We start from the raw sequence: 19,914 nt of genomic DNA on the forward strand, positions 1-19,914 counted from the left end.
CCCTCAGGAATGCCCAGCCGATAGCTGCAGCAGCATCGAAGCCGCGGCCGTCGCCGCGACCTGGCAGCCGAGCACGATATGCTCCTCGGCCGTGTCCTCGATAAAGTCGTGACTCACGCCGCCGATGCTCGGCACGAACATCATGCAGGCCGGCATGCAACGCGCGATCACCTGCGCGTCGTGCGCGGCGCCGCTCGGCATGCGCAACCACTGGCCCGGCGCGAGTGCTTCGGCGGCTCGCGCGATGTGCTCCGCGAGCGTGGCGTCCATGCTGACCGGTTCGATCGGCTCGTCGAGTGTCTGCAATTCGACGCTCACCGCGTCGTGCGCGTTGAAATCGCGCACCAGTTCCGCGAGCGCGCGTTCCATGGCCTGAAGCCGTGCCGGGTTCGCATCGCGGAATTGCAGGTACATGTCGGCCGCGCCGGGCACGACGCTCATCGAGCCCGGATCGAGATCGATGCGGCCCACGGTCCAGACGGTATCCGCGTCCGCCAGTTGCCCGAACGCGTCGTTCATCCGCGCGATGAACGCGACCAGCGCCGCGCCCGCGTCGCGGCGGATCGCCATTGGCGTCGTGCCCGCGTGATTGCGCTGACCGGTGAAGCGCAGCCGCGATTCGCGCAACCCGACGATCGTCGTGACGACGCCGATCGCTTTGCCGATCGTTTCCAGCCGTCCACCCTGCTCGATATGCGGCTCCAGATACGCGACCTGGCGCCCTGCCTCGAAACGGGCACGCGGCCGGCCCGCCAGTCCAGCGGCCTCGAGTACGTCGGTGAGGCGTTCGCCCTGCCGGTTCGTCGCGCCGCGAATCGAGTCGTCGACCGCCTCGCCGACGAAGCTGCGGCTGCCGAGCAGGCCCGAGAAAGTGCCCTCCTCGTCGATCCACGACGCGACGTCGACGGCGAGGTGCCGCGTCGCGTCATGCTCCGCTAGCGCGCGGGCGATTTCGAGTCCGTACATCACGCCCATTGCGCCATCGAGCCAGCCGCCGGTCGGCTGCGTGTCGGTATGCGAGCCGATCACGAGCGCGGGCCCGCTATTGCGCGAGCGTCCGAACACGGTGCCGACGCCGTCGATGCGCGCGTCGAGCCCCGCCTCCGTCATCCGGCCGACCAGCCATTCGCGCGCCGCCAGATCGACCGGCGACAGCGCGAGCCGGACCACGCCGGGACCGGTCGCGCCAAAACCGCGCAGCCGTTTGAGGTCGGCCATCAGTCGGTCAGGATCGATCTTCACCACGTTGTCATCTCCATGAATTGATTGCGGATATACGCGTGAAGCCCACCCTCCGGCTCGAACAATCGATACAGCGTGGGCCGCGACAGCTGCGACATGGCCAGCACGCTGTCGACCGTCAGATCAGGTTGGCCGGGATTTGCGTCGATATAGCGGCGCGCTGCCGTGAACATCGCGGTGCGTGCCACCGCCCGCGCACTGCCGGTCAAGCCTGTTTCCTTGCCGAACGCCGCCGCCATCGACAACGCAGGTGTGGAGCGCTTCCTGAGCCGCGGGCGCGTCCATCGTGGACAACGTGCGGCACAGTTCGGACGGCCGTATCAAGAAAGCGCCGCGACCGCGGGCACTCTGACGAAGCGGACGAGCCGTCCGCTTCCGCCATTCACCAACTCATTTCCAGAGCGTGCGGCCAAAGAACGTCAACGTACGATCCCACGCCTGTTGCGCCCAGACCGGGTCGTATTGCGTCCTCGCGATGCGACCCGACCCGACCGCCGTTTCGTTCGCGAACGCGTGACGCGCCAGATAGCGATGAAACTCGACGTCGACTTTCGCGTCGGTGAGTTTCTTTTCGAGCGCGTCGACGGTGTCGGCGGCGAAGAACTCGTCCTGCAGACCCCAGTGGCCCATCACCGGAACCTTCATCTTCGACGCGTCGATATAGTCGAGCGGCGGGAAGCCATACCAGACGACGCCGGCCGCCACTTCAGGCACGTTGCACAGCGCGAGAAACGTCAGCGCGCCGCCCATGCAATAGCCGGTCAAGCCAACCTTCGCCGCGTGCTGCTGCAAATACTGGACCGCGCCGCGCACGTCCTGCGTTGCGGCATCGGCGAAATCGAGGCCGCTCATCAAGTGGTGCGCCTCATCCTCTTCGACCGTCGACTTGCCGCGATACAGATCGGGCACCAGCGCGAAGTAGCCGGCTTTCGCGAGGCGATCGGCGACGCCGCGAATCTGATCGTTCAAGCCCCACCATTCCTGGATCACGACGACCGCGGGCGCACCCGCGGTTTTTTCAGGCTTCGCGAGATAGCCCTGTAGCTGCTTGCCATCGGGACGGTTGAACGTGATCATCGAACCTGCGTGTTGGGTCATCGGTCGCTCCTCGAGTAGAAGAAACCGCTAGCATAGCGCCACTACCCCGTTTTCTGTTCAATCGGAATCGTGCCAACGCGCGAGCGTGATCCCGCGGAATCTGCGCGTTATGTGAATCGAACAGTATGAGGATCATACATAAGGAAAAAATTCGTTAATTGATTCGTCGACGCGAAACACGCCCGCAGCCGCTTCGTGTTGAAAGCTCTGAGACCTGCCACTTGGGGGCTTCGGGTACTCGATCTTTGTGAAAACCGGAATAGGCCATGACATTACTTAATTTTATTGATTCTGCCTTAGACTATTCCTAATTGCCGAAGCATTTTTAAACCGGAATTTAACTATTTTCCCCTCCTGTTTTCCATCAAACCCGGAACCATAGAAATTTGATATTTTTTTGTTTTCCGAAAAAACAATCTCCCCGTTTTCATTTTTTTGAGCCTCGTATGCATGTACCTCATAGTAGTCGCCCTCCGTATCGACTCCAGATAGGTAGCATCGCCATTTAACGATCGCAAATAGCACCTGCTTTGCATCTACCTTGTTTTTGAAAATACTAGCTAATTCCGGAAAGGTAGGGCCATCCTGATTGAATGTTGAAATCGGAATCGCATCCCCGCCCTTTGGAAGAAGTTGAATCACAAGCTTTTCCGGTACTTGCTCGATATGGCTTATCTCGATCCAATCGGGAACTGAAAGGAAATCAATACGTAGTCTTTCGTTTCCAGACGCATCGACGGGGGTGGCTGCGAACGTTGAAACTGACGACAATGCCAGCAAAAAACCTGCAAGTCTTAGAATGGAATAGAATACGTTTCTCATGCCCCAATACCTCTGAATATACCTGCATTCATGATTCGGTGATAGTTGTCTCTCCGAAGTCCGTAACTGTCAGTATTGCTATTAATTAGCGCCGTAATTGCGTTAGCCTTTGAGTCAGCATTGGGTGCAGTTGTTTGATCAGCAATCTCGTAAAGGTTGTGCGAAAGCCAATAATCTACGCCGGACCTCGTTCCGTATTTTGTGGTTGCCAGAAGCTCAGGATTGGCTTCAAAATTCTGAGAATCGGAAGTCCAATATCTCGCATATCCATTAGTAAAGGCTCTGTAACTTCCCTTCCAATGGTTTGCTTCAGGCCTCTCCCTCGATATTTCTAGCCGTCTCCGCTGGCTACGGTCGGCGCTATTTCCATTTTTCCCAGCATATGCGCGGTTGGCAACAGCTTCGGCATCAGTAAACACGGGATGCAATAAAAAACTCATAAATTTTCCCTGAATTAGCAGAGCGCCATTTTCCTGCGAAAGCATCGTTTGAGCCATATCCTTCAAATACGGCATATTCTTGTTTGGCGCCTGTGCCTTCAGGGGCCGATTCTCGTAAATTCAGTTTGCCATCTGCAAAGCTACCGGTTAGTTTGATTTCTTCATTCTTGCCGATGTAAATATAACTTCCTGTCAAATTGAAACGGTTGTCTGATTGTTGTAGTTCGGCATCAATCCAGAACGTATGGCCGATCCATCCGCCATATCGTCCGAATGCCTCTTTTCCAGATTTGCAATTTTCCACGCAAAGTAATGAACCAGCATCAGGTTCATCTACTCCGGGGAAAAAATACGTTGTGCTCTTATTCGATGCAATTCCATAAACGGGGATATCGACTACTAAACCGTGTTTTTTTGCTGCATCGATGACAGAATTCTTGCCCAGACGCAACGAATCAGGCTGATGACCTCCGCCGCAGAGAGCCATTTTTGCAGCATCAAACGGAGACGATTGCCTCTCAGGCTGAACGTCACCTCTGCACTCATAGCCGCTCCAGTACAACTTTGGCGACGTCATGGCAAAGCCCCTCGAAAGGGAGATCACTCGTTCGGCACGTGCCGACCCATGTACATACGTAAGGAGGAGTAGATCCCAGTTACGTGAAGACGTGGTGTTGCTACTTTCAACAATGTAATATTTCCCCGATCTTAGTAGGGAATAGCTATCAGAAACAGTTTGCTTAAATGGCAAATCGAAGATTTTTTCGTGAGATGCAGAATCCCGTAGAAAACCGTCGTCATCAATAGCCATAGCGCAACCAGATTGCGCATCACAAATCGTTATGCCTGGAAGTTGATAAGGCACAGCGGCAGGTGCCGCTACCATAGGCAAAAACGCGAGCACAATCGAGAAGAAAATTTTTCTCATCGCGCTGCCTCAATCCAATTCTTCGAATTTTTGAGCATAAAATACAAATTCGCGTGATCTAATATCGATAGAATACCTGCCTCGCAATGCAATCAGATTTATCTTCATGCACCCGGGCAACAGCCAATTTACAATTGGCTTCGACATACGAGTGCCAGTTTTTATCTTCCTTCTTGGAAAAAATATCTGTTAATTTTGATGTAAATTTTTCCCGCAAACCATTTTCGTAAAGCGTTGGAACTATATCTAACGCCTTATAAAATCCCAGCGCCCCAATTCCGGTATTTAAATATTGAATTTCTTCTGTCCGTGCCCTTGTTATCTGATCTAGGCATGTCCATTTATCAATTCCGACCTCCGCACCAGGGGATGTGGCGTCATAGGCGCCTTGGCAAGTGGCATCCTTGTATGCGAGCCACTCTTTCTCTGCCTGAACGAGAACTCCCTTGTCAGCAGGAGACAGTTTTGTTGCCAGGTCGTTATAGGCCAAATTTAGGATTCGGTCTGAATATTCGAAATTTTCCCTCGCACATGCTTCAAGCTCTTTGGTGACGTTGCTGGTAAACATGGATTGCGATGCCTTCGCACAAAGGGCGTGAAGGCAAAAATCAGAAGGATTATTATCTTTTTCATGAGACTAATTCCAGCAATTACAGTTTATCCCAGCCTCAAACAAGACGGCTTCTTTTTCGCGTCCATCCACAAGTCCGCCCTGTCCACTGCCATCCCACAAACTCTTCATTCGCCGTAGTTGCGCTGGCACATCCAATAGGTTTTGGGCCTGAACGTCTGCCCGGATCGCACGCATATGCTCTCTGGTTTTCAGATGCGCTTTATCTACCATTTCCTGGCCTTGATTAACAGGTTGCCAAAAATGGCATCGTCAAAATAAAAAAATACCTCATCCCTAACCATCCTCCGTAGTCAAGTTTTGCAATTTAATTGCATACCGCCAAATCTTCGCACTTTATCCACTTAAGAATTGCTTTATTTTCTTTTGTGATATATTTTACAAGGTACCAAAGGCCGTCCGCATCATTGAATTCGAGCAGTTGAACCTTGTCGTCTTTGACGAGATACATTTTGTTAATAGAAGTATTCTCAGGTCTTGAGTAGAGCCATGCCTTGTTAGCCGTCACTGACGATGTGACTGGGCGACGCTCGGAATAACTCCTTTGATTGGTCACGAGCAGTTTCCCTGACAGTCTCCCATCCTGGTAGACCGAGCGCGTTACCTGGTCACAGCCGACGCATCCGTCGCTCAAAACGATCTGGTAAGCACCATTTCTGACCTCATAGACATCTTCATATTGCTTCGAATCGAGCTTATACGAGCTGATCAAATGGTTTTTATCGATTTTGTAGTTACAGATATCCTTGCCGTTACCCACAAAATCCAAAGCAGAAAATGTATGCGTCGTTCGATTAAATGAAAAAAAAGCGAGAACATCCACCGGTGCTTGTTGCCGCCACCTCCTGATTACCATCCTTATAGATATCAACAATAGATATATTTTCATATCCATCATCAATAGCCTTCTTTAGATCAGCAGTCGGAGCAATGTTTTTGCAACCGGATTTCGTGTTGCAAACCTGAATTGCGCCAGCAGTATCAATCGAAAGCACGTTGGCACTCGATTGGTCCGAAAACGCATGGAGCGGCACCATGACTGCCATGCAGATGAGGCCAGAGACCAGCAGTCTATTTAACTCTGAAAGATTCACTTCAAGCCCCACTCATTCTTGATCTTGTCAAACAACGCCTGACGCTCCGGTAATCCGTTGTGTCCACCGTTGACGGCGAGCGTAATCATGGCAACATTGTTATTCTCATGCTCAATGAGAATGTTGATGTCACCGTTCGCGCAGTACTTTTTCGTAATCCCTCCCTTGTGACGCCAGAACCAGCAAGATGCATCAATCGCGTTCTCCATATCGGATGCAACAAGGTCGGGATTTGAAACAAAGTCAATCCCCCTATACATGGAATACATTTTGTACGTATTTTCCACATTAGCTGGATAAGACCCTTTCCTTTGTATTTGGGGCCGTCACCCATCGTCGTATTTCCGTTCTTGATGGCACCCTGATGCACTCCAGGATTGTATCCATCGCCCGAAGCGAACTCGATGGTCGTTTCAAATCGCGCAGATTCATGAAAGCATTGAGAGAGGAAGTGCGCTTTCTGATAGCAATCAATGATATTGTATGACTTCATTTTGCTGTTCAGCAGCGAAACAAACCTCTCTTTGTCGTATTTGTAGATGTTCGGGTATTTTTCAGGAAAGTGGAGTTGAAACGATGCTGTGCCGCCCTTTCCCGTAAACTAGTCCCCGGTCTTACCCAGTATCTTTTCCAGAAATCCAACCGTGATTGCACAACTTTCGGAACGAGTGAAATTCGCAACCAGTGCAACCGGATGAATGTGATTGGCTACCGGACTAGAGGGGAACCCGTCAACCTTGCCCTTGACCGAATCCCACCACTGGAGCTTCTTGATGCGCTCCAGTTCGCATTTCCAGTTCTCGGCTGCGTTACGCATGAGTGGCGTAAGTGCTTCCCACCGACTCGTGCCAGCTCCCCATTCACTTTCATACTTCAGGATGACGTGGCCCAGCTCACCTGCCAGCCACCGGCGCCCGAGCGCTTGTCGCAACTTGACCGCAGTCACAATTACACTGCCATCCTTGCCTTGTTGGTCCTTTGTGCCGCTCGACGACGACAAACGACTTACAGTCTGCTCGAGCTTTGACAGAGCGCGCTGTTGCCTACGGCCTCAGTGGACGGTGCGAATGCCTTCTGTTCTTTTGGGTTTGCCGAACCAGTGACGGAGAGGTTTCGCTTGAAAGCGTCAGTGAGATTAATGCCCGTTGCGTCGACGATTTCAAAGCCCGGCCATGCCCACGGACTCTCCCAATGCGTGCCAGGGTGATTTCCGCTACCGTCAGATTGCTTTCCGCCACAAACCCAACCCGTGGCCGCCTGCCCCGAACCCGTACCGACTTCGAGGCGCCACCAGGTTACTCCGTTGTCGTCGACCGCAACGTTTCCGTCACCGAGCGAATTCAGTTCCGCGCGCGGATAAGCCACGAGATCCGAGTTGACCGGTGAGCTGGCTTGACTCAATTGCAACGGAAACGATTTCCACGCAGACATTCCGTTCGGGGAACCGGGCTGGTTCAATCCGGAACGCGCAATCCAGACTGGTCCCTGGTATTGTTGTGCATGGCCTCCCGGACCCGGAATCCACGGCTGGACCTGTCACTTGCGACTGAATCGTTGTTTGGACTGCAAAGTTGATCTTTGCCAATCCAATCCAAGATGAATTATCACGTCATTGATAAATGTTTGACAAGTCATCCAAGCGCTTTCTCATTGAGGAAACGAGACAGTTCCTGTCTTCGCCGCATTTATTGCGTTTCGCAAGCCATGCTTTTTGTTCGAGCGTGAGCGGGCGGGAGTCGTTGCCGGCATCACGATATTGGGACAGAGCAAGTTTATATGCCTGCGATACGCTTCTATCAAAAGCTGACAATTCAATCGAAGTGCATATCTCGCTCTCGGCTTTGGTGTTTGACTTTGAACAGTCAAAGGAAGGGTTGGGCTTTTGATCGTCTGCGAGTCGATGCATGACGAGGATGGTCTCGTCGCGCCATCTCAATAGAACTTGATCGGTATTCGAAAGAAATAGCCAAGAGCCTCGCACTCCATTATCTAAACCAAGATCTTTATTCCACAGATCGCCATTGCAGTAAACCCGCATGGCTTGGGTATTGTTGTTTTGTCCAAGGCCAAGACGGTAGTCTGCTGCTGCCGCACTTTTGGGTGGGTATCCATACCCACCCATGCTCTTGTTTATCAGTTCATCGAGCCGCATGGGAGCGGCCTTAACACTTGGCGTGACACACTCGGAGTCATCTGGAGTGTCATTCGTAATATTATTTGATGTGAATGTAAACAGCCGTCCAACAAGACGCGGATCATTCCATGCGTAGAATGGAGTGCGCGGTGACTGGGTATTTGTGTGCACCTCTGTGACCTGCCATTTTCCCTTGATAGTGTCGGGTAACTCATTCGAGAAAACTGGAATTGCCCAAAGTAGCAAAGAAAAAATAGAAAGTAGATATCTCATTCCTAACACCCCTTTCGAAGTCACGTTGCTCAAGTGCATTCGCACTTATCTCGGTGGGAGCGGTTGGCCATTAAATTCATACCGGTTATTCATGTAGAGGTTCACCTCATCCGACCGCCTATTTGTGAGTCCCGGCATCACAACGCCGCCGGATGTATTTCCCTCTCTGATCTTTGCCATTGCGCGATCGACATGTCCGTTATTTATGAAATTGGTAACGCTTCCCCATCTTGCGGCAGGATTGTAAGCAAAGCTCACAAGCGCATCGAACTGATTTTGACTTAGTGGAATCTTGATTGCTTTGCGCACCATATTTTCGTAGAACGGAACGGTGTGACGCAGTAACTGTACTTGTTGGTCATTGCTCAAATTAACGAGACTGAGATTCGCGTTGACAAATGTATGTGCGGCACTTCCCTGCAACCCCGCCCCATTGGCAATCGCTTGTGCTGTTGCGTCAGGAAGTCCAATGGACTTCATGTCAAATGCGATCGAACTAGCCGATCTCTCTTTCATGTCATATCCCGCGCCTAGTGTTACACCACTAGCACCACCGGGCCAATGAAGGTGATTGGTCGTGCCTGCCAGCGCTTCGTGGGAGAAAATAAAATATATTCCATCATCCGAGATCGAACTCACGCCGGCGCTTCGAACGAAATTGCCAATCATAGCCACAGGGTGCATGTGATTCACCACAGGACTAGACGGGAACTCATCCAGCTTGCCCTTGACCGAATCCCACCACTGAAGCTTCCTGATGCGCTCCAGTTCGCATTTCCAGTTCTCCGCCGCATTACGCATGAGTGGGGTAAGCGCTTCCCAACGGCTCACGCCACCGCCCCATTCGCTTTCGTATTTCAGGATGACGTGTCCCAAGTCACTTGCCAGCCACCGGCGTCCAAGCGCCTGCCGTAACTTGACCGCAGTCACAATCACACTACCGTCCTTGCCCAGATCGTCCTTCGTCGCACCAGACGAAGGCAAACGACTTACAGTCTGCTCGAGCTTCGACAATAGAGCGCTATTGCCGACGGCCTCCGTGGAGGGCGCGAATGCCTTCTGTTCTTTAGGGTTCGCCGAGCCGGTAACCGACAGGTTTCGCTTGAAAGCGTCAGTGAGATTAATGCCCGTTGCGTCGACGATTTCAAAGCCCGGCCATGCCCACGGACTCTCCCAATGCGTGCCGGGCTGATTTCCGCTACCGTCAGATTGTCTTCCGCCACAAACCCAACCCGTGGCCGTCTGCCCTGAACCCGTACCGACTTCGAGGCGCCACCAGGTTACTCCCTTGTCGTCGACCGCAACGTTTCCGTCACCGAGCGAATTCAGTTCCGCGCGCGGATAAGCCACGAGATCCGAGTTGACCGGTGAGCTGGCTTGACTCAATTGCAACGGAAACGATTTCCACGCAGACATTCCGTTCGGGGAACCGGGCCGGTTCAATCCGGAACGCGCAATCCAGACTGGTCCCTGGTATTGTTGCGCGTGCCCTCCCGGACCCGGAATCCACGGCTGGACCTGTACCCAGGGCCCAGTTTTCGGACTGTTAGGGGTAAGCGTGAGCCTGGCAAGTTGCGCCCCGTCGCCGAGTTTGACGTCAGCGCCGACTGGCTTTGCGATGAGCTTCGCACCTGCCTGGATAACGAAAATGGTTTTGTCACCTTGGGGCAGCTCCGCAGCCCGCGCCCGGCTTTTCTCGATGAACGCCTTTAGCGTTTCGTCGGCGAAAACCTCCAGATGCAACAACTGCCGGCTCGGGACCGGCGGCAGAGGCGTTGAGGTTTCGTAGTCGATATATTCTCCAAGCTGCCCCAACAATGTCCCCGCACTCACGTGGAGGGGGTGGTCCGACGGGGGAATAACCACGGTGCCGACACCCGTCGGCTCCTTTACGGCCTGCTGATCGTGCAGATAGACCCACCCCCAGTCTCCTTCGGGTGTCAGTGGTGTTTCAGTCTCTTTGACGACGTCGGGGACGGGACCCTCCCCTGGCGCAGCCTTCGCCCTGACGCCATCTGGAACCAGCCATGGCGCTTGCGGTCCGTCTTCCCAGCCGAAATAATCACCGCTCTGAGGAGCAACCATCACCCCCGATGTAATCGCCTTGATATGCCCCCACGGACCGCGCGTTTCGCCGACGGTGATTTCACTTCCTTCTGGTAAAAAGCCGACATATTGCCCAGGGGTGAACCTGTTTTTCTTGCCTGCCGTCGGCGCCGTGTATACGAGCGCACCGGATGCACCGCCTCCAACCTGCGTGTCCTTCGCCCCAATGCGGAATGCTGTCACACCAGGCCACCAGCCTGGTCGGTCGAGCGTGCCGTCCGCCAGGTAGGTGCTCCAGTCTGCCATGTGCATATAGAGGCTGAAGAATGTCAGCGTCTCGTCGGCCGGTTGTGCGGTGGTACTTCCAGGCGCTGCAGGCATTGTCATTTTGTGACGGACCAGCACAAAGCCTGTCGAGTACAGAGCCCAGTCCCGCGTCTGCGTGAACTGCAGATGCGGGTACGTATCGTCGAGCTTGTAGGCGACGATATCGCCGTCAGCAATAACCCGCACGCCCTTGGACTGGTCTACGCGTGACGCAGAAGCCGGACCAAAGTGAACGCCGCCGTGCGGAAAGCCATTTACACCAAGCGGGAAAAAACCATCGCTCATGGCTCCCAGCGCGCCGTAGAAAATCTGCGGATCGGTGATTTCCTTGCCGTCCTTCGCTGGAAAAGGATATCGCCATGTCAGTGACGAAGCAGACGGTGTATTTGCCGGATTGTTCTGCGGCGCCGGCGGATGGTTTTGTGGAGAGGCCATTTACAGATCGAATGAGTTTAGCCAGAAAACCTGGAGCCATGCCCGGTCAGGTCGGGGAGGTCATTTGCCGTGGGCAGCTTCGGGGAAATCTGCATCGACGCCGCGCCCTTCTTCTGGATTGTGATGACCTTGAAGAACAGGTCGGCAGGACCACCGAGCGTGACGTTGCCGTCCTTGAGCTGGATGAACGCACCGCCGCATTCGAGAACGAGTTCGTTCTTCGCGCTGATGCGTACCGTACCGTTCACGCTCGACACCGACACGTCCTGATCGGCGAACAGCGACATTGCATCGCTCTGGGCCTGAATCTCGACCGGGCCTTTCGCTGCAAAGATCTTGATACCGAGCTTCTGGGCGAATAGCGAAATCTTCTCGCCGGCCGCAACCGTGAACCGCTTCACCACGCTCCAGTCGGCGTTCTTTCCGGCAACAGCCGAGATATTGTCCTTTGCTGCGAACTGCAGACCCTGGCCCGTGACGAGCGCCGCGGAGGCCGGGGTACTCATCAGGAGCCCCGGTTCCTTCAGCCCGTCGAGATCGCTTTTGACCTGCTGCTGCGCATCGGTGTCTGCAGGCTCGGCCTTCGCGCTGCTGGCGGATGCTGCCAGCGCCTTTGCGGTCGCCAGCGCGCTTTCGAGCTGCGCAATGGTCTCCTGCATGTCGAGCTGCTGACCGCTCGCGGCCGGGCGATCATACGCCGTCAGGTGCAGACCTTTACCCGCCCGGTTGACTCCGTAACCCGATGTCCGGAGCTCGTAGCCTTCACCCCGGTATTCGAGCTTCTGGTTCACGAGATAGCCCAGATTGAGCTGTGACTTTCCGGAATGCTCCGTGCTCAGCTTGATGCCTTCCTGGCCCTCCCAGTCCTCCATACGCAGCCTGTTGTTCTTCTGCGTACGGATCATGTTGCGCGACAGCCAGCGCCGGTCGTTCGTGATGAGGTCGCGGGCCTGGCTGTGGTGATGGAAAGCCGTGATTTCCGGCTTGTCGGGATCCCCATCCCTGAAGGAAATCACGGCTTCGTCATTATCCAGCGCGACGAAATGCATGCCGGTGTGCAGCTTTCCGGCGAAGGGTTTTGCCATGCGCAGTGGCACACTTTCACCGCCCTTCGGCCAGTCCGCAAAATCCACGTCGAAACGCACCACGTAATAGCCGACGGAATTCAGGTACCCATACGTGTACTTGTCCGGACTGCAGATTCGCGCTGAAAGTGTGCCGGCGATTTTGGGCCAGGTGTCTGGCTTCAGTTCAAGACGGAAACGTCGGTCGGCCGGGATGGCCTTGTAGCTGTTTGTATAGGGCTTGTCGCGTGCGCCGCTGTGGGTGATCTCGGTGACCACCTGGCCTTTCGGCGCATCGGGCAGAGCAACATCCGTCTCCAGGACACGCGCGCATTGAAGCGAGAGCACGGTGCTCTCGCCTTCATACACGATCTGGCGGGCGAGCGCCGCTTCGTGGCGCAACTGTGCTTCCCACTTTGCGCCGTCCTGGTCGAGGTGGTTCGTACCGTAAATGTACGGCTGCCCGTAGGTGGTGGGATCGTCTGGCGCAACGTTCGCTTCATCCCGAAAACGCTCCCAGGCGCTTTCCGGGTTATAGTCCGCGACGACGAACGACTGCGGCACCGTCTCCGTATGCGTCCTGATCGACGTGATGGCCTCTACTCCGCCCGCTTCGAGACCCGCCGCTTCACGGTACGGCACGATGAGTCGCGGGTCGTAGATGTAGTGATCGATGTCGTCACCAAACACGACCTGATCGCCGTACTCGGTCTCAACAATATAGAAGTAGATGCCCGACTTCTGCATGAGCATCTGCAGCCAGGCCAGATCATTGATCCTGTACTGGAAACGGAAAAGTTGCTTGAGGTACTGTTTCCGCAGGCGGAAAGAGAACTGGTGTTCGCGCAGACCATGACGTCGCAGGATCGCCGCCATGATTTCCGGTATCGTCTGATGCTGGTAGATCTGCGTGTTGTCGACTGCGGCAAGCCGTCCGATGTGGGATTTCAGGTAAAACTCATATTTCCTGAAATCCTTTGTCGTCTGTATTGTCGAGAAGCGCTCGATGTATCCCGAAAAGATCTTCGGCACGCCATCGTCTGGCACGATCCTGAAGACCGCATCCCGGCTCAGGTAGTCGGTGCGTGCAAGCTGGCCCGGATGGGTCACCACGATGCGCACAAGGTTGGGTTCGCCCATCTTTTCGGACGCGTCAAATGACACGACCGAGAGTTGTGTTGCACTGTCAGTCCCCGGCACATCCAGGAAATACGCCTGACGTCCTGGTGTCGCCGTCAGATCCGATACAACCTTCCTCGCTTCGTCATACAGGCTTGCCATTTTTGCTTATTCCTCACCTGATCAGCAGTACGTCGGAACTGCTACGCATGAAATACGATCGCGTAACCAATGGGTATTTGGGGTGAGTACATTACGCGCCTTCGATCTGCCAGTGAAGCAGTGCTCGCGTCGACAGGTAGTGTTTGTTGTTTTTAATCGGTCACTGACAATTGTTGACCTTTAAGGCTGGTTTTGAGATGTATCGCGTGCTAAATATCACCAGTTAAGCGAAGCCGGGATATCAGTTACTGAACGATGAGCGCAAGCTTCCAGAACAGCACGCAGCGAGACCAGAAGACCACGACACCCGACTCGTTCACGCGGAACGGTGCGCGTGATGAGCGTGCGCGCGTGGATGCCACAGATGCATTACGCATTGACCACGATCTCGCCACCATCGACCTGTTACTCGGCAGGCAGATCGACACCATCCTCCACCACCCCGCTTTCCAGACGCTTGAGTCTGCGTGGCGTGGCCTGCAATTCCTGGTTGACCGGACAGACCTTCGTCGCAACGTGCGTATCGAGGTGCTCGATGTCTCGAAAGAGACCTTGCGCCAGGACTTCGAGGATGCGCCCGAACTGATCCAGAGCGGCCTCTTCCTCCAGACATACACCCAGGAATACGATACGCCGGGCGCGTACCCCTTCGCCGCGGTCATCGCGAATTACGAGTTTGATGCCAGCGCACCCGACATTGCGTTGCTGCGTAATCTGTCGAAGGTAGCGGCCGCGGCGCACATGCCTTTTATTGGCGCGGTTTCGCCGGAGTTCTTCGGCAGGACGTCGATGGAGGAAGTCGCGGGCATACGCGATCTGTCTGGCCACTTCGAGCGCGCGATGAGATGCAACAGGCGTGTACGTCGGAACGCAGTCGCGGAGCCCTTCACTCAGTCAAATGTCACGCTGCGGTCGCTGTTGGTCGGGAGCTCGGCTTTCGCACCGGCGAATCTGGCAATTTCGGCTGTGGCCGCAGGAAAGACTGCTGCATCGACGACGCACAAGTGGCGGCGAGTCCATTCACACCACATGCTTTTAAGGCGTTCCTGCTCCTTTTCGGATTCCTCCGCGCCGGTCTGCTCGTCTTCCCAGTGATCCAACTCTGAACCGAACGTGAGAGCACAGGCAACCAGCGGTGCACCGATCAGAGTGGTCCAGAACTGGAGCGTCTGTGTTGACTTACCGTGCGGCCACAGCAGCAAAACGGCCCCTGCTGCTCCCGCAGCGACAACAGCGAGCGTTGGCAGCCACAGGCGCCAGGAGATCGGCTTCGGGTATTCGATCTTTGTGAAAACGGGGATAGGCCAAGACATCAGAAAATATCGACCACGAAATCTGCATTCACTTTCGATTGAGTCCTTGTTTGAACTGCCGAGTTGAGCTCCAACAGTCCCAATCCAAGATGCATTGTCACGTCATTGAGAAAGGGTTGACAATTCGCCCAAGCGCTTTCTCATTGAGGAGAGGAGACTGTCTCTCAGGTTCTGGCAGTCAGCCTCGGATGTCAGAATCTTTAGGCCGACACATTATGTCGGCTTTTTTTATTCGTGACGCTTTTGCAATTCCGACTCGCGTGACGTTTTCGTCGATCCGCGGTCGCATCAAAAGTGTACTCACCATATATCAATTAATCAGGTCCGCGCGACATGTGATTTCGCGCCCGCATTCAAGCGCTTTTATCCAATGGGTGAATTGACTCGACTGAAAGCTTGACGTATTGCGATGCGCGCTAGGGAATCGCTGATTAATAGGCCATCCCGCGAGGTTGTCGGCGGCGCTGGTTCGGAATTTCCGGATGCCGAAATGAAGCGTTGGCAATTCTGGTGAGTTTTGACCTGAGGATGCGCCTCATTTCTCGCATTTTTCACACGCATGACGGACTGCTCCCATGAACCGACCGCAACCGGTTTCGCGCGATCACCAGGTTCGCCAGGGCGAACAGACTGAACAGTTGCGCCGTGTTCTTGGCCAGTCCCTTGTAGCGCACCTTGCGATGACGGAACAGGTTCTTGACGATATGAAACGGATGCTCGACCCGTGCGCGAATCTGCGCCTTGGTTCGCTCGACCGCAACCACCAGGTCCTTCAGCGGACCGTCCTGCATCGCCTTGATCTTTCCGCGCTTGGCCGCCACGCGCCACTTCACCGACTTGCCCTTCATTTCGTCGCGTTTGTCTACGCCGATGTAGCCCGCGTCGCCGAACGCTTCCTCTTCATGCCCGTGCAGCAGCGCATAGGCTTGCGAGACATCCGACACGTTGGCGGACGTGCCGACCACGCTGTGAACCAGTCCCGAATCGGCATCGACGCCGATGTGCGCCTTCATGCCGAAGTGCCACTCGTTACCTTTCTTCGTTTGATGCATTTCCGGATCGCGACTCTTCCCGGCGTTCTTGGTCGACGACGGCGCTTCGATGATCGTCGCGTCGACCAGCGTGCCTTCCTTCATCATCAATCCGCGTTCGCACAGCGAAATGCCGATCTCGTCGAACAGCTTCCGCGTCAGGTCATATTCGACCAGCAGGCGCCGGAACTTCAACAGCGTGGTCGCGTCCGGAACGTCCTCGACCGCCAGATCGATGCCGGCGAAGGCTCGCATCGCGATGCTGTCGTACATCGCGTCTTCCAGACCTTCGTCCGACAGGCCGTACCACTGCTGCAGAAAGTAGATTCGAAGCATCCGCTCCAGACCAATCGGCGGACGGCCACGCTCACCCTTCGGGTAGTACGGCTCGATCGCCGACAGCAACCGCGGCCATGGGACGACCCTCTCCATCTCTGTCAGGAAGCGCTGACGCCTGGTCACCCGCTTCTTGCCCGCACTTTCCGCTTCTGCAAAGCTGATCTGCCGCTTCATCACTATGGGTCCGTTCCGTGAGCTTCCTTCTACAACGCACTCGGACACCTCAGCGATGACGGCCAAGCCTGATAAATCAGTGTTTCCCTAGAACCGCTCTATCACACCGAATTGGACGCCCGCGACCGGCGCGCCCGGATAGGCAACGGGCAGCCCGGTCACGTTGACGCCGCGCAGCGTGAAGCGCGAGTCGTCGTGATTCGCGAGATAGGCGGCGCTGAAATACAGCAGCAGCGTCGGCGACATGCTGTATTCGAACGCCGCGCTGAACTGGTCCGCACTGCCGCCAGGCGTCGTGTAGTCGCGCACGTGCGCATAGCCGAGCGAGGCACGCGCATTGGTCGAAAAACTGTACTGCGCCGACAGCGAGCCGCCCGCGCCGTGATAGACCGGTGTGCCGCCATCGCCGTTGAAAAAGGACAGCCACACGCGCAGCTTGCCGAAGGCGTAGTTCGCGCCGCCGAGGTTCGCGCGCAGCGCGCCGGCACCGTGCGTCTGCTGGCGCGCGTACAGCAGATGCAGGTGGTCGAGCCGATACGACGCGGTCACGTAATAACCGTCGATGCCGTTGCCGTCGCCCTCGGACGGATCGCGCGTCGCCATCATCAGCGTCGCACTGAAGCCGGCGATGCGCGGCGACAGATACGCAACCGCGTTGTTCGCATACGGCGTAATCTTCGACAGATTGTTGAGCCCCGAGGCGATCGTGCCAGCGCCGAACGCGTCGAGATCGCCCTTGAACGGGATATAGATCGGCGAATACTGACGGCCGACGCGCAGTTCGCCCCAGCTGCCGCTCGCGCCGATCCATGCCTGACGATTGAAGATCGAGCCGGGCACCTGCAAGCTGCCGTCGGTCGAACTGAAGCCGTTTTCGAGCGTGAACACGATCGCGTTGCCGCCCCCGAGCGGCTCTGCGCCATGCAGCCCGACCCGCGAGCCGCGATACGCGCCGGAGTCCATGCGCGCGACCCAGCCCGAACCGGGGTCGGTGATTTCGACGCTCGTGTCGATCACGCCATACAGCGAGACGAAGCCGGTGTTGATTCCCGAGGCGGCGCCGGTGCCGGTATCGATGTCGGTGACGGCGGCTGCGCCGTGCGCATAGAGCAGAAGCGCGCCACCTCCCCAAACCGCTCTCACGCCGACGCTGATCGTCAAGGCTTCGCGGACTGTGTTCAGCAGGAAAGCCATGGCGTGACGCAGGATGAGTTCCTCCTCGAACACATCGATCGGATATTCCGCGAGCGAACTTACCACGTTCGGGCGAACCCGTGCGGGCCGTCCAGTACGCTCGCGCACGTCCCAACGATGCAAGCGCGCGCCAGCATCCGCGACTGGAGAACGGCGATGCAGGAGTCGCCGCGGCCCGTGTGCGGCGCCGTGCCCGGGGGCACCGCCTTTTTTCCCGCGCCGTGTGGTTTTTCGTGCGACGAATGATTTTGACCAAGGGGAAACCCGTATAATCCCCGAGACGTCAGACAACTTGCGCACAATCGCCGGGAGCCTGACCGCGATCCGCCGTGCAGCGTCCACCCCGAACCGCCTTCTGCCCGATCCGTGAATTCCACCGCCCCCGCCAGTTCCGCCGCCGCCGCCCCCGCCCCCGCCCTGCCGTTTCGCCACGCGCTTTACGCGATGCTCGGCATCGGCCTCGTCAACATGCTGGTCGCGCTCGACCAGACCGTCGTCAGCACCGCGCTGCCGTCGATCGTCGCCGAGCTGCACGGCTTCGAATATTTTGCGTGGATCGCAAGCGCGTACCTGCTCGCCTCGGTCGTCACGGTGCCGGTGTTCGGGCGGCTCGGCGACTACTTCGGCCGCAAGCGCTTCGTGATCGCCGCGGTGATCACGTTCACGGTCGCGTCCGTGTTGTGCGGCCTCGCCAACAGCATGCTGTTTCTCGCGATCGCGCGCGGACTACAAGGCGTCGGCGGCGGCATGATGGTCGGCACCGCGTTCGCGTCGATTCCCGATCTGTTCCCCGACCCGCGCACCCGCGTGCGCTGGCAGGTCGTGCTGGCCGCGGCCTACGGCATCGGTACGGCGGCCGGCCCGTCGCTCGGCGGCTGGATGAGCGAGCACCTCGGCTGGCGCTCGACGTTTCTCGTCAATCTGCCGGTTGGCGCGGCGGCACTCTATTTCATCTGGATGCATCTGCCGAATTTCCGGCGGCCGCATGACGGCGACGTAAAGATCGACTGGTTCGGCGCGGGGCTCGTCGCATGCGTGCTCGGCGGCTTGCAGGCGTTTATCGAAGCGGTGCCGAAGCACGGCCTCACCGTGGGCAATCTCGTGCTCGGCGCGTGCGTGATCGCCGGCGCGATCGCACTCTTCAGGTGCGAAAAGCGCGCCACGCATCCGATCATTCCGCTCGATCTGTTCAAGGACGCGCAGCTCGTCACGCTATTCACGCTCGGCATGCTGTCCGGATTCGTGATGTTCTCGCTGATCTTCTTCGCGCCTTTGCTGCTGCAAGGCGGCTTCGGTCTTTCGCCGCAGCAGGCCGGCCTGCTCGCGACGCCGATCGCCGCGTGCATCGCGCTCGGTAGTGTGGTGAACACGCGCATCGTGATTCACATGAAAAAGCCCACGCGCATTCTGACGATCGGTTTCGGGCTGCTGATGTTCGCGTCGATCGCGCTCGCGTTCGCCAATCCGGACACGCCGCACTGGCGCATCGTGCTGCCGATGGGCGCGGTCGGCATCGGCCTCGGCTTCATCCTGAACAACCTGAACGTATTCGGCCAGGAGATCGCTGGACGCGAGCGCTTCGGCATCACGACCGCGCTATTGCAATCGACGCGCATGGTCGGCGGCATGCTCGGCACCAGCATCGTCGCGACTGTCGTGCAGCATCACTATCGCAATGTCGTCACGCGCACGATGAGCGTGCTCGGAGAGCCGGCCTCATCGCAATGGCGGCCGCGTTTCGTCGATCTGCGCATCCTGATCGACGACGCGTCGCGCACTCAGTTGATGGCGGATATGAAGACCTCGGGACTCGATACGCTCGCGCTGATCGATAGCGCACGCGACGCGCTCGTGCAGTCGATTCATATCGGCGTGTGGCTGACGGCGGTGGCATCGCTCGCGGCCGCGCTGCTGGTGCAGCGGATTTCGCATGTGGTGTTTCGCAAGAGCTGACAAGTGGCCCGATGATGGCCGCCGACATCCGCGGTGCGGCTATCTCGCACCGTGCAATGCAAGCCTGGTGAACCGCACCTTTCGTGCAGCCCGCC

The 19,914-nt window shown here is 56.6% G+C and carries 17 protein-coding genes and 1 pseudogene; 2 read left to right on the forward strand and 16 right to left on the reverse strand.

The window, feature by feature from the left end; genetic code table 11:
• Positions 1-3 precede the first annotated feature (3 nt).
• The 13 genes from OKW45_RS11360 to OKW45_RS11420 form a co-directional block, all read right to left on the reverse strand.
• The gene (locus tag OKW45_RS11360) at positions 4-1,245 is read right to left on the reverse strand and encodes a Zn-dependent hydrolase (RefSeq protein ID WP_429468081.1); all 1,242 of its coding nucleotides are present in this window, start codon (positions 1,243-1,245) and stop codon (positions 4-6) included.
• Positions 1,239-1,481, reverse strand: a complete 243-nt coding sequence (locus OKW45_RS11365) for a hypothetical protein (RefSeq protein WP_429468084.1) — start codon at positions 1,479-1,481, stop codon at positions 1,239-1,241. The genes OKW45_RS11360 and OKW45_RS11365 overlap by 7 nt, the downstream gene beginning before the upstream one ends.
• Positions 1,482-1,632: 151 nt before the next feature.
• Positions 1,633-2,340, reverse strand: coding sequence for a dienelactone hydrolase family protein (locus OKW45_RS11370; RefSeq protein ID WP_018423666.1), 708 nt, complete (start codon positions 2,338-2,340; stop codon positions 1,633-1,635).
• Positions 2,341-2,622: 282 nt separating this feature from the next.
• Positions 2,623-3,162 carry a hypothetical protein gene (locus OKW45_RS11375; RefSeq protein ID WP_429468086.1) on the reverse strand — a complete coding sequence of 180 codons (540 nt, stop codon included), beginning with the start codon at positions 3,160-3,162 and terminating at the stop codon, positions 2,623-2,625.
• Complete coding sequence (locus OKW45_RS11380) at positions 3,159-3,602, reverse strand: hypothetical protein (protein WP_429468088.1); 444 nt, start codon at positions 3,600-3,602, stop codon at positions 3,159-3,161. The genes OKW45_RS11375 and OKW45_RS11380 overlap by 4 nt, the downstream gene beginning before the upstream one ends.
• Positions 3,571-4,530: a hypothetical protein gene (locus tag OKW45_RS11385; RefSeq protein ID WP_429468091.1), complete on the reverse strand. Its 960-nt coding sequence runs from the start codon at positions 4,528-4,530 to the stop codon at positions 3,571-3,573. Before OKW45_RS11385 ends, OKW45_RS11380 begins: the two co-directional genes overlap by 32 nt.
• Before the next feature lie 58 nt (positions 4,531-4,588).
• Positions 4,589-5,098 (reverse strand): lysozyme inhibitor LprI family protein, encoded by a 510-nt coding sequence (locus OKW45_RS11390; RefSeq protein ID WP_429468093.1) that lies wholly within the window; start codon positions 5,096-5,098, stop codon positions 4,589-4,591.
• A gap of 370 nt (positions 5,099-5,468) precedes the next feature.
• Entirely contained in the window at positions 5,469-5,984 is a 516-nt protein-coding gene (locus tag OKW45_RS11395) for a hypothetical protein (RefSeq protein WP_429468096.1), read from the reverse strand.
• Complete coding sequence (locus OKW45_RS11400; protein ID WP_429468098.1) at positions 5,956-6,255, reverse strand: hypothetical protein; 300 nt, start codon at positions 6,253-6,255, stop codon at positions 5,956-5,958. The genes OKW45_RS11395 and OKW45_RS11400 overlap by 29 nt, the downstream gene beginning before the upstream one ends.
• Positions 6,252-6,542 carry a hypothetical protein gene (locus OKW45_RS11405; RefSeq protein WP_429468100.1) on the reverse strand — a complete coding sequence of 97 codons (291 nt, stop codon included), beginning with the start codon at positions 6,540-6,542 and terminating at the stop codon, positions 6,252-6,254. The genes OKW45_RS11400 and OKW45_RS11405 overlap by 4 nt, the downstream gene beginning before the upstream one ends.
• Positions 6,543-7,864: 1,322 nt before the next feature.
• Positions 7,865-8,662, reverse strand: a complete 798-nt coding sequence (locus OKW45_RS11410) for a lysozyme inhibitor LprI family protein (RefSeq protein ID WP_162634079.1) — start codon at positions 8,660-8,662, stop codon at positions 7,865-7,867.
• 45 nt (positions 8,663-8,707) lie between these two features.
• Positions 8,708-9,346 carry a DUF8812 domain-containing protein gene (locus tag OKW45_RS11415; RefSeq protein ID WP_429469346.1) on the reverse strand — a complete coding sequence of 213 codons (639 nt, stop codon included), beginning with the start codon at positions 9,344-9,346 and terminating at the stop codon, positions 8,708-8,710.
• A 2,141-nt stretch (positions 9,347-11,487) separates the two neighbouring features.
• A complete protein-coding gene (locus OKW45_RS11420) occupies positions 11,488-13,815 on the reverse strand; it encodes a type VI secretion system Vgr family protein (protein ID WP_429468103.1) in 2,328 nt (775 codons plus the stop codon).
• Between the two features lie 255 nt (positions 13,816-14,070).
• Here OKW45_RS11420 and OKW45_RS11425 point away from each other — a divergent pair.
• Positions 14,071-14,655, forward strand: a pseudogene (locus tag OKW45_RS11425) (type VI secretion system contractile sheath domain-containing protein); the annotation flags it as partial.
• 50 nt (positions 14,656-14,705) lie between these two features.
• On the opposite strand, the gene OKW45_RS39640 reads toward OKW45_RS11425, so the two are convergent.
• The 3 genes from OKW45_RS39640 to OKW45_RS11435 all read right to left on the reverse strand — a co-directional run bounded on the left by OKW45_RS39640 (position 14,706) and on the right by OKW45_RS11435 (position 17,932).
• The gene (locus OKW45_RS39640) at positions 14,706-15,128 is read right to left on the reverse strand and encodes a KPHS_23130 family T6SS system protein (RefSeq protein WP_503129151.1); all 423 of its coding nucleotides are present in this window, start codon (positions 15,126-15,128) and stop codon (positions 14,706-14,708) included.
• Positions 15,129-15,679: 551 nt separating this feature from the next.
• Entirely contained in the window at positions 15,680-16,672 is a 993-nt protein-coding gene (locus tag OKW45_RS11430) for an IS5 family transposase (protein WP_018422560.1), read from the reverse strand.
• Positions 16,673-16,759: 87 nt separating this feature from the next.
• On the reverse strand, positions 16,760-17,932 hold the full coding sequence (locus OKW45_RS11435; RefSeq protein ID WP_429469349.1) for a porin: 1,173 nt from the start codon (positions 17,930-17,932) through the stop codon (positions 16,760-16,762).
• Positions 17,933-18,310: 378 nt separating this feature from the next.
• On the opposite strand from OKW45_RS11435, the gene OKW45_RS11440 reads away from it, so the two are divergent.
• Positions 18,311-19,819 carry an MFS transporter gene (locus OKW45_RS11440; RefSeq protein WP_429469352.1) on the forward strand — a complete coding sequence of 503 codons (1,509 nt, stop codon included), beginning with the start codon at positions 18,311-18,313 and terminating at the stop codon, positions 19,817-19,819.
• Positions 19,820-19,914: the final 95 nt, after the last annotated feature.

This window comes from Paraburkholderia lebeckiae (assembly GCF_050436225.1).
Taxonomy (GTDB): Bacteria; Pseudomonadota; Gammaproteobacteria; order Burkholderiales; family Burkholderiaceae; genus Paraburkholderia; species Paraburkholderia tuberum.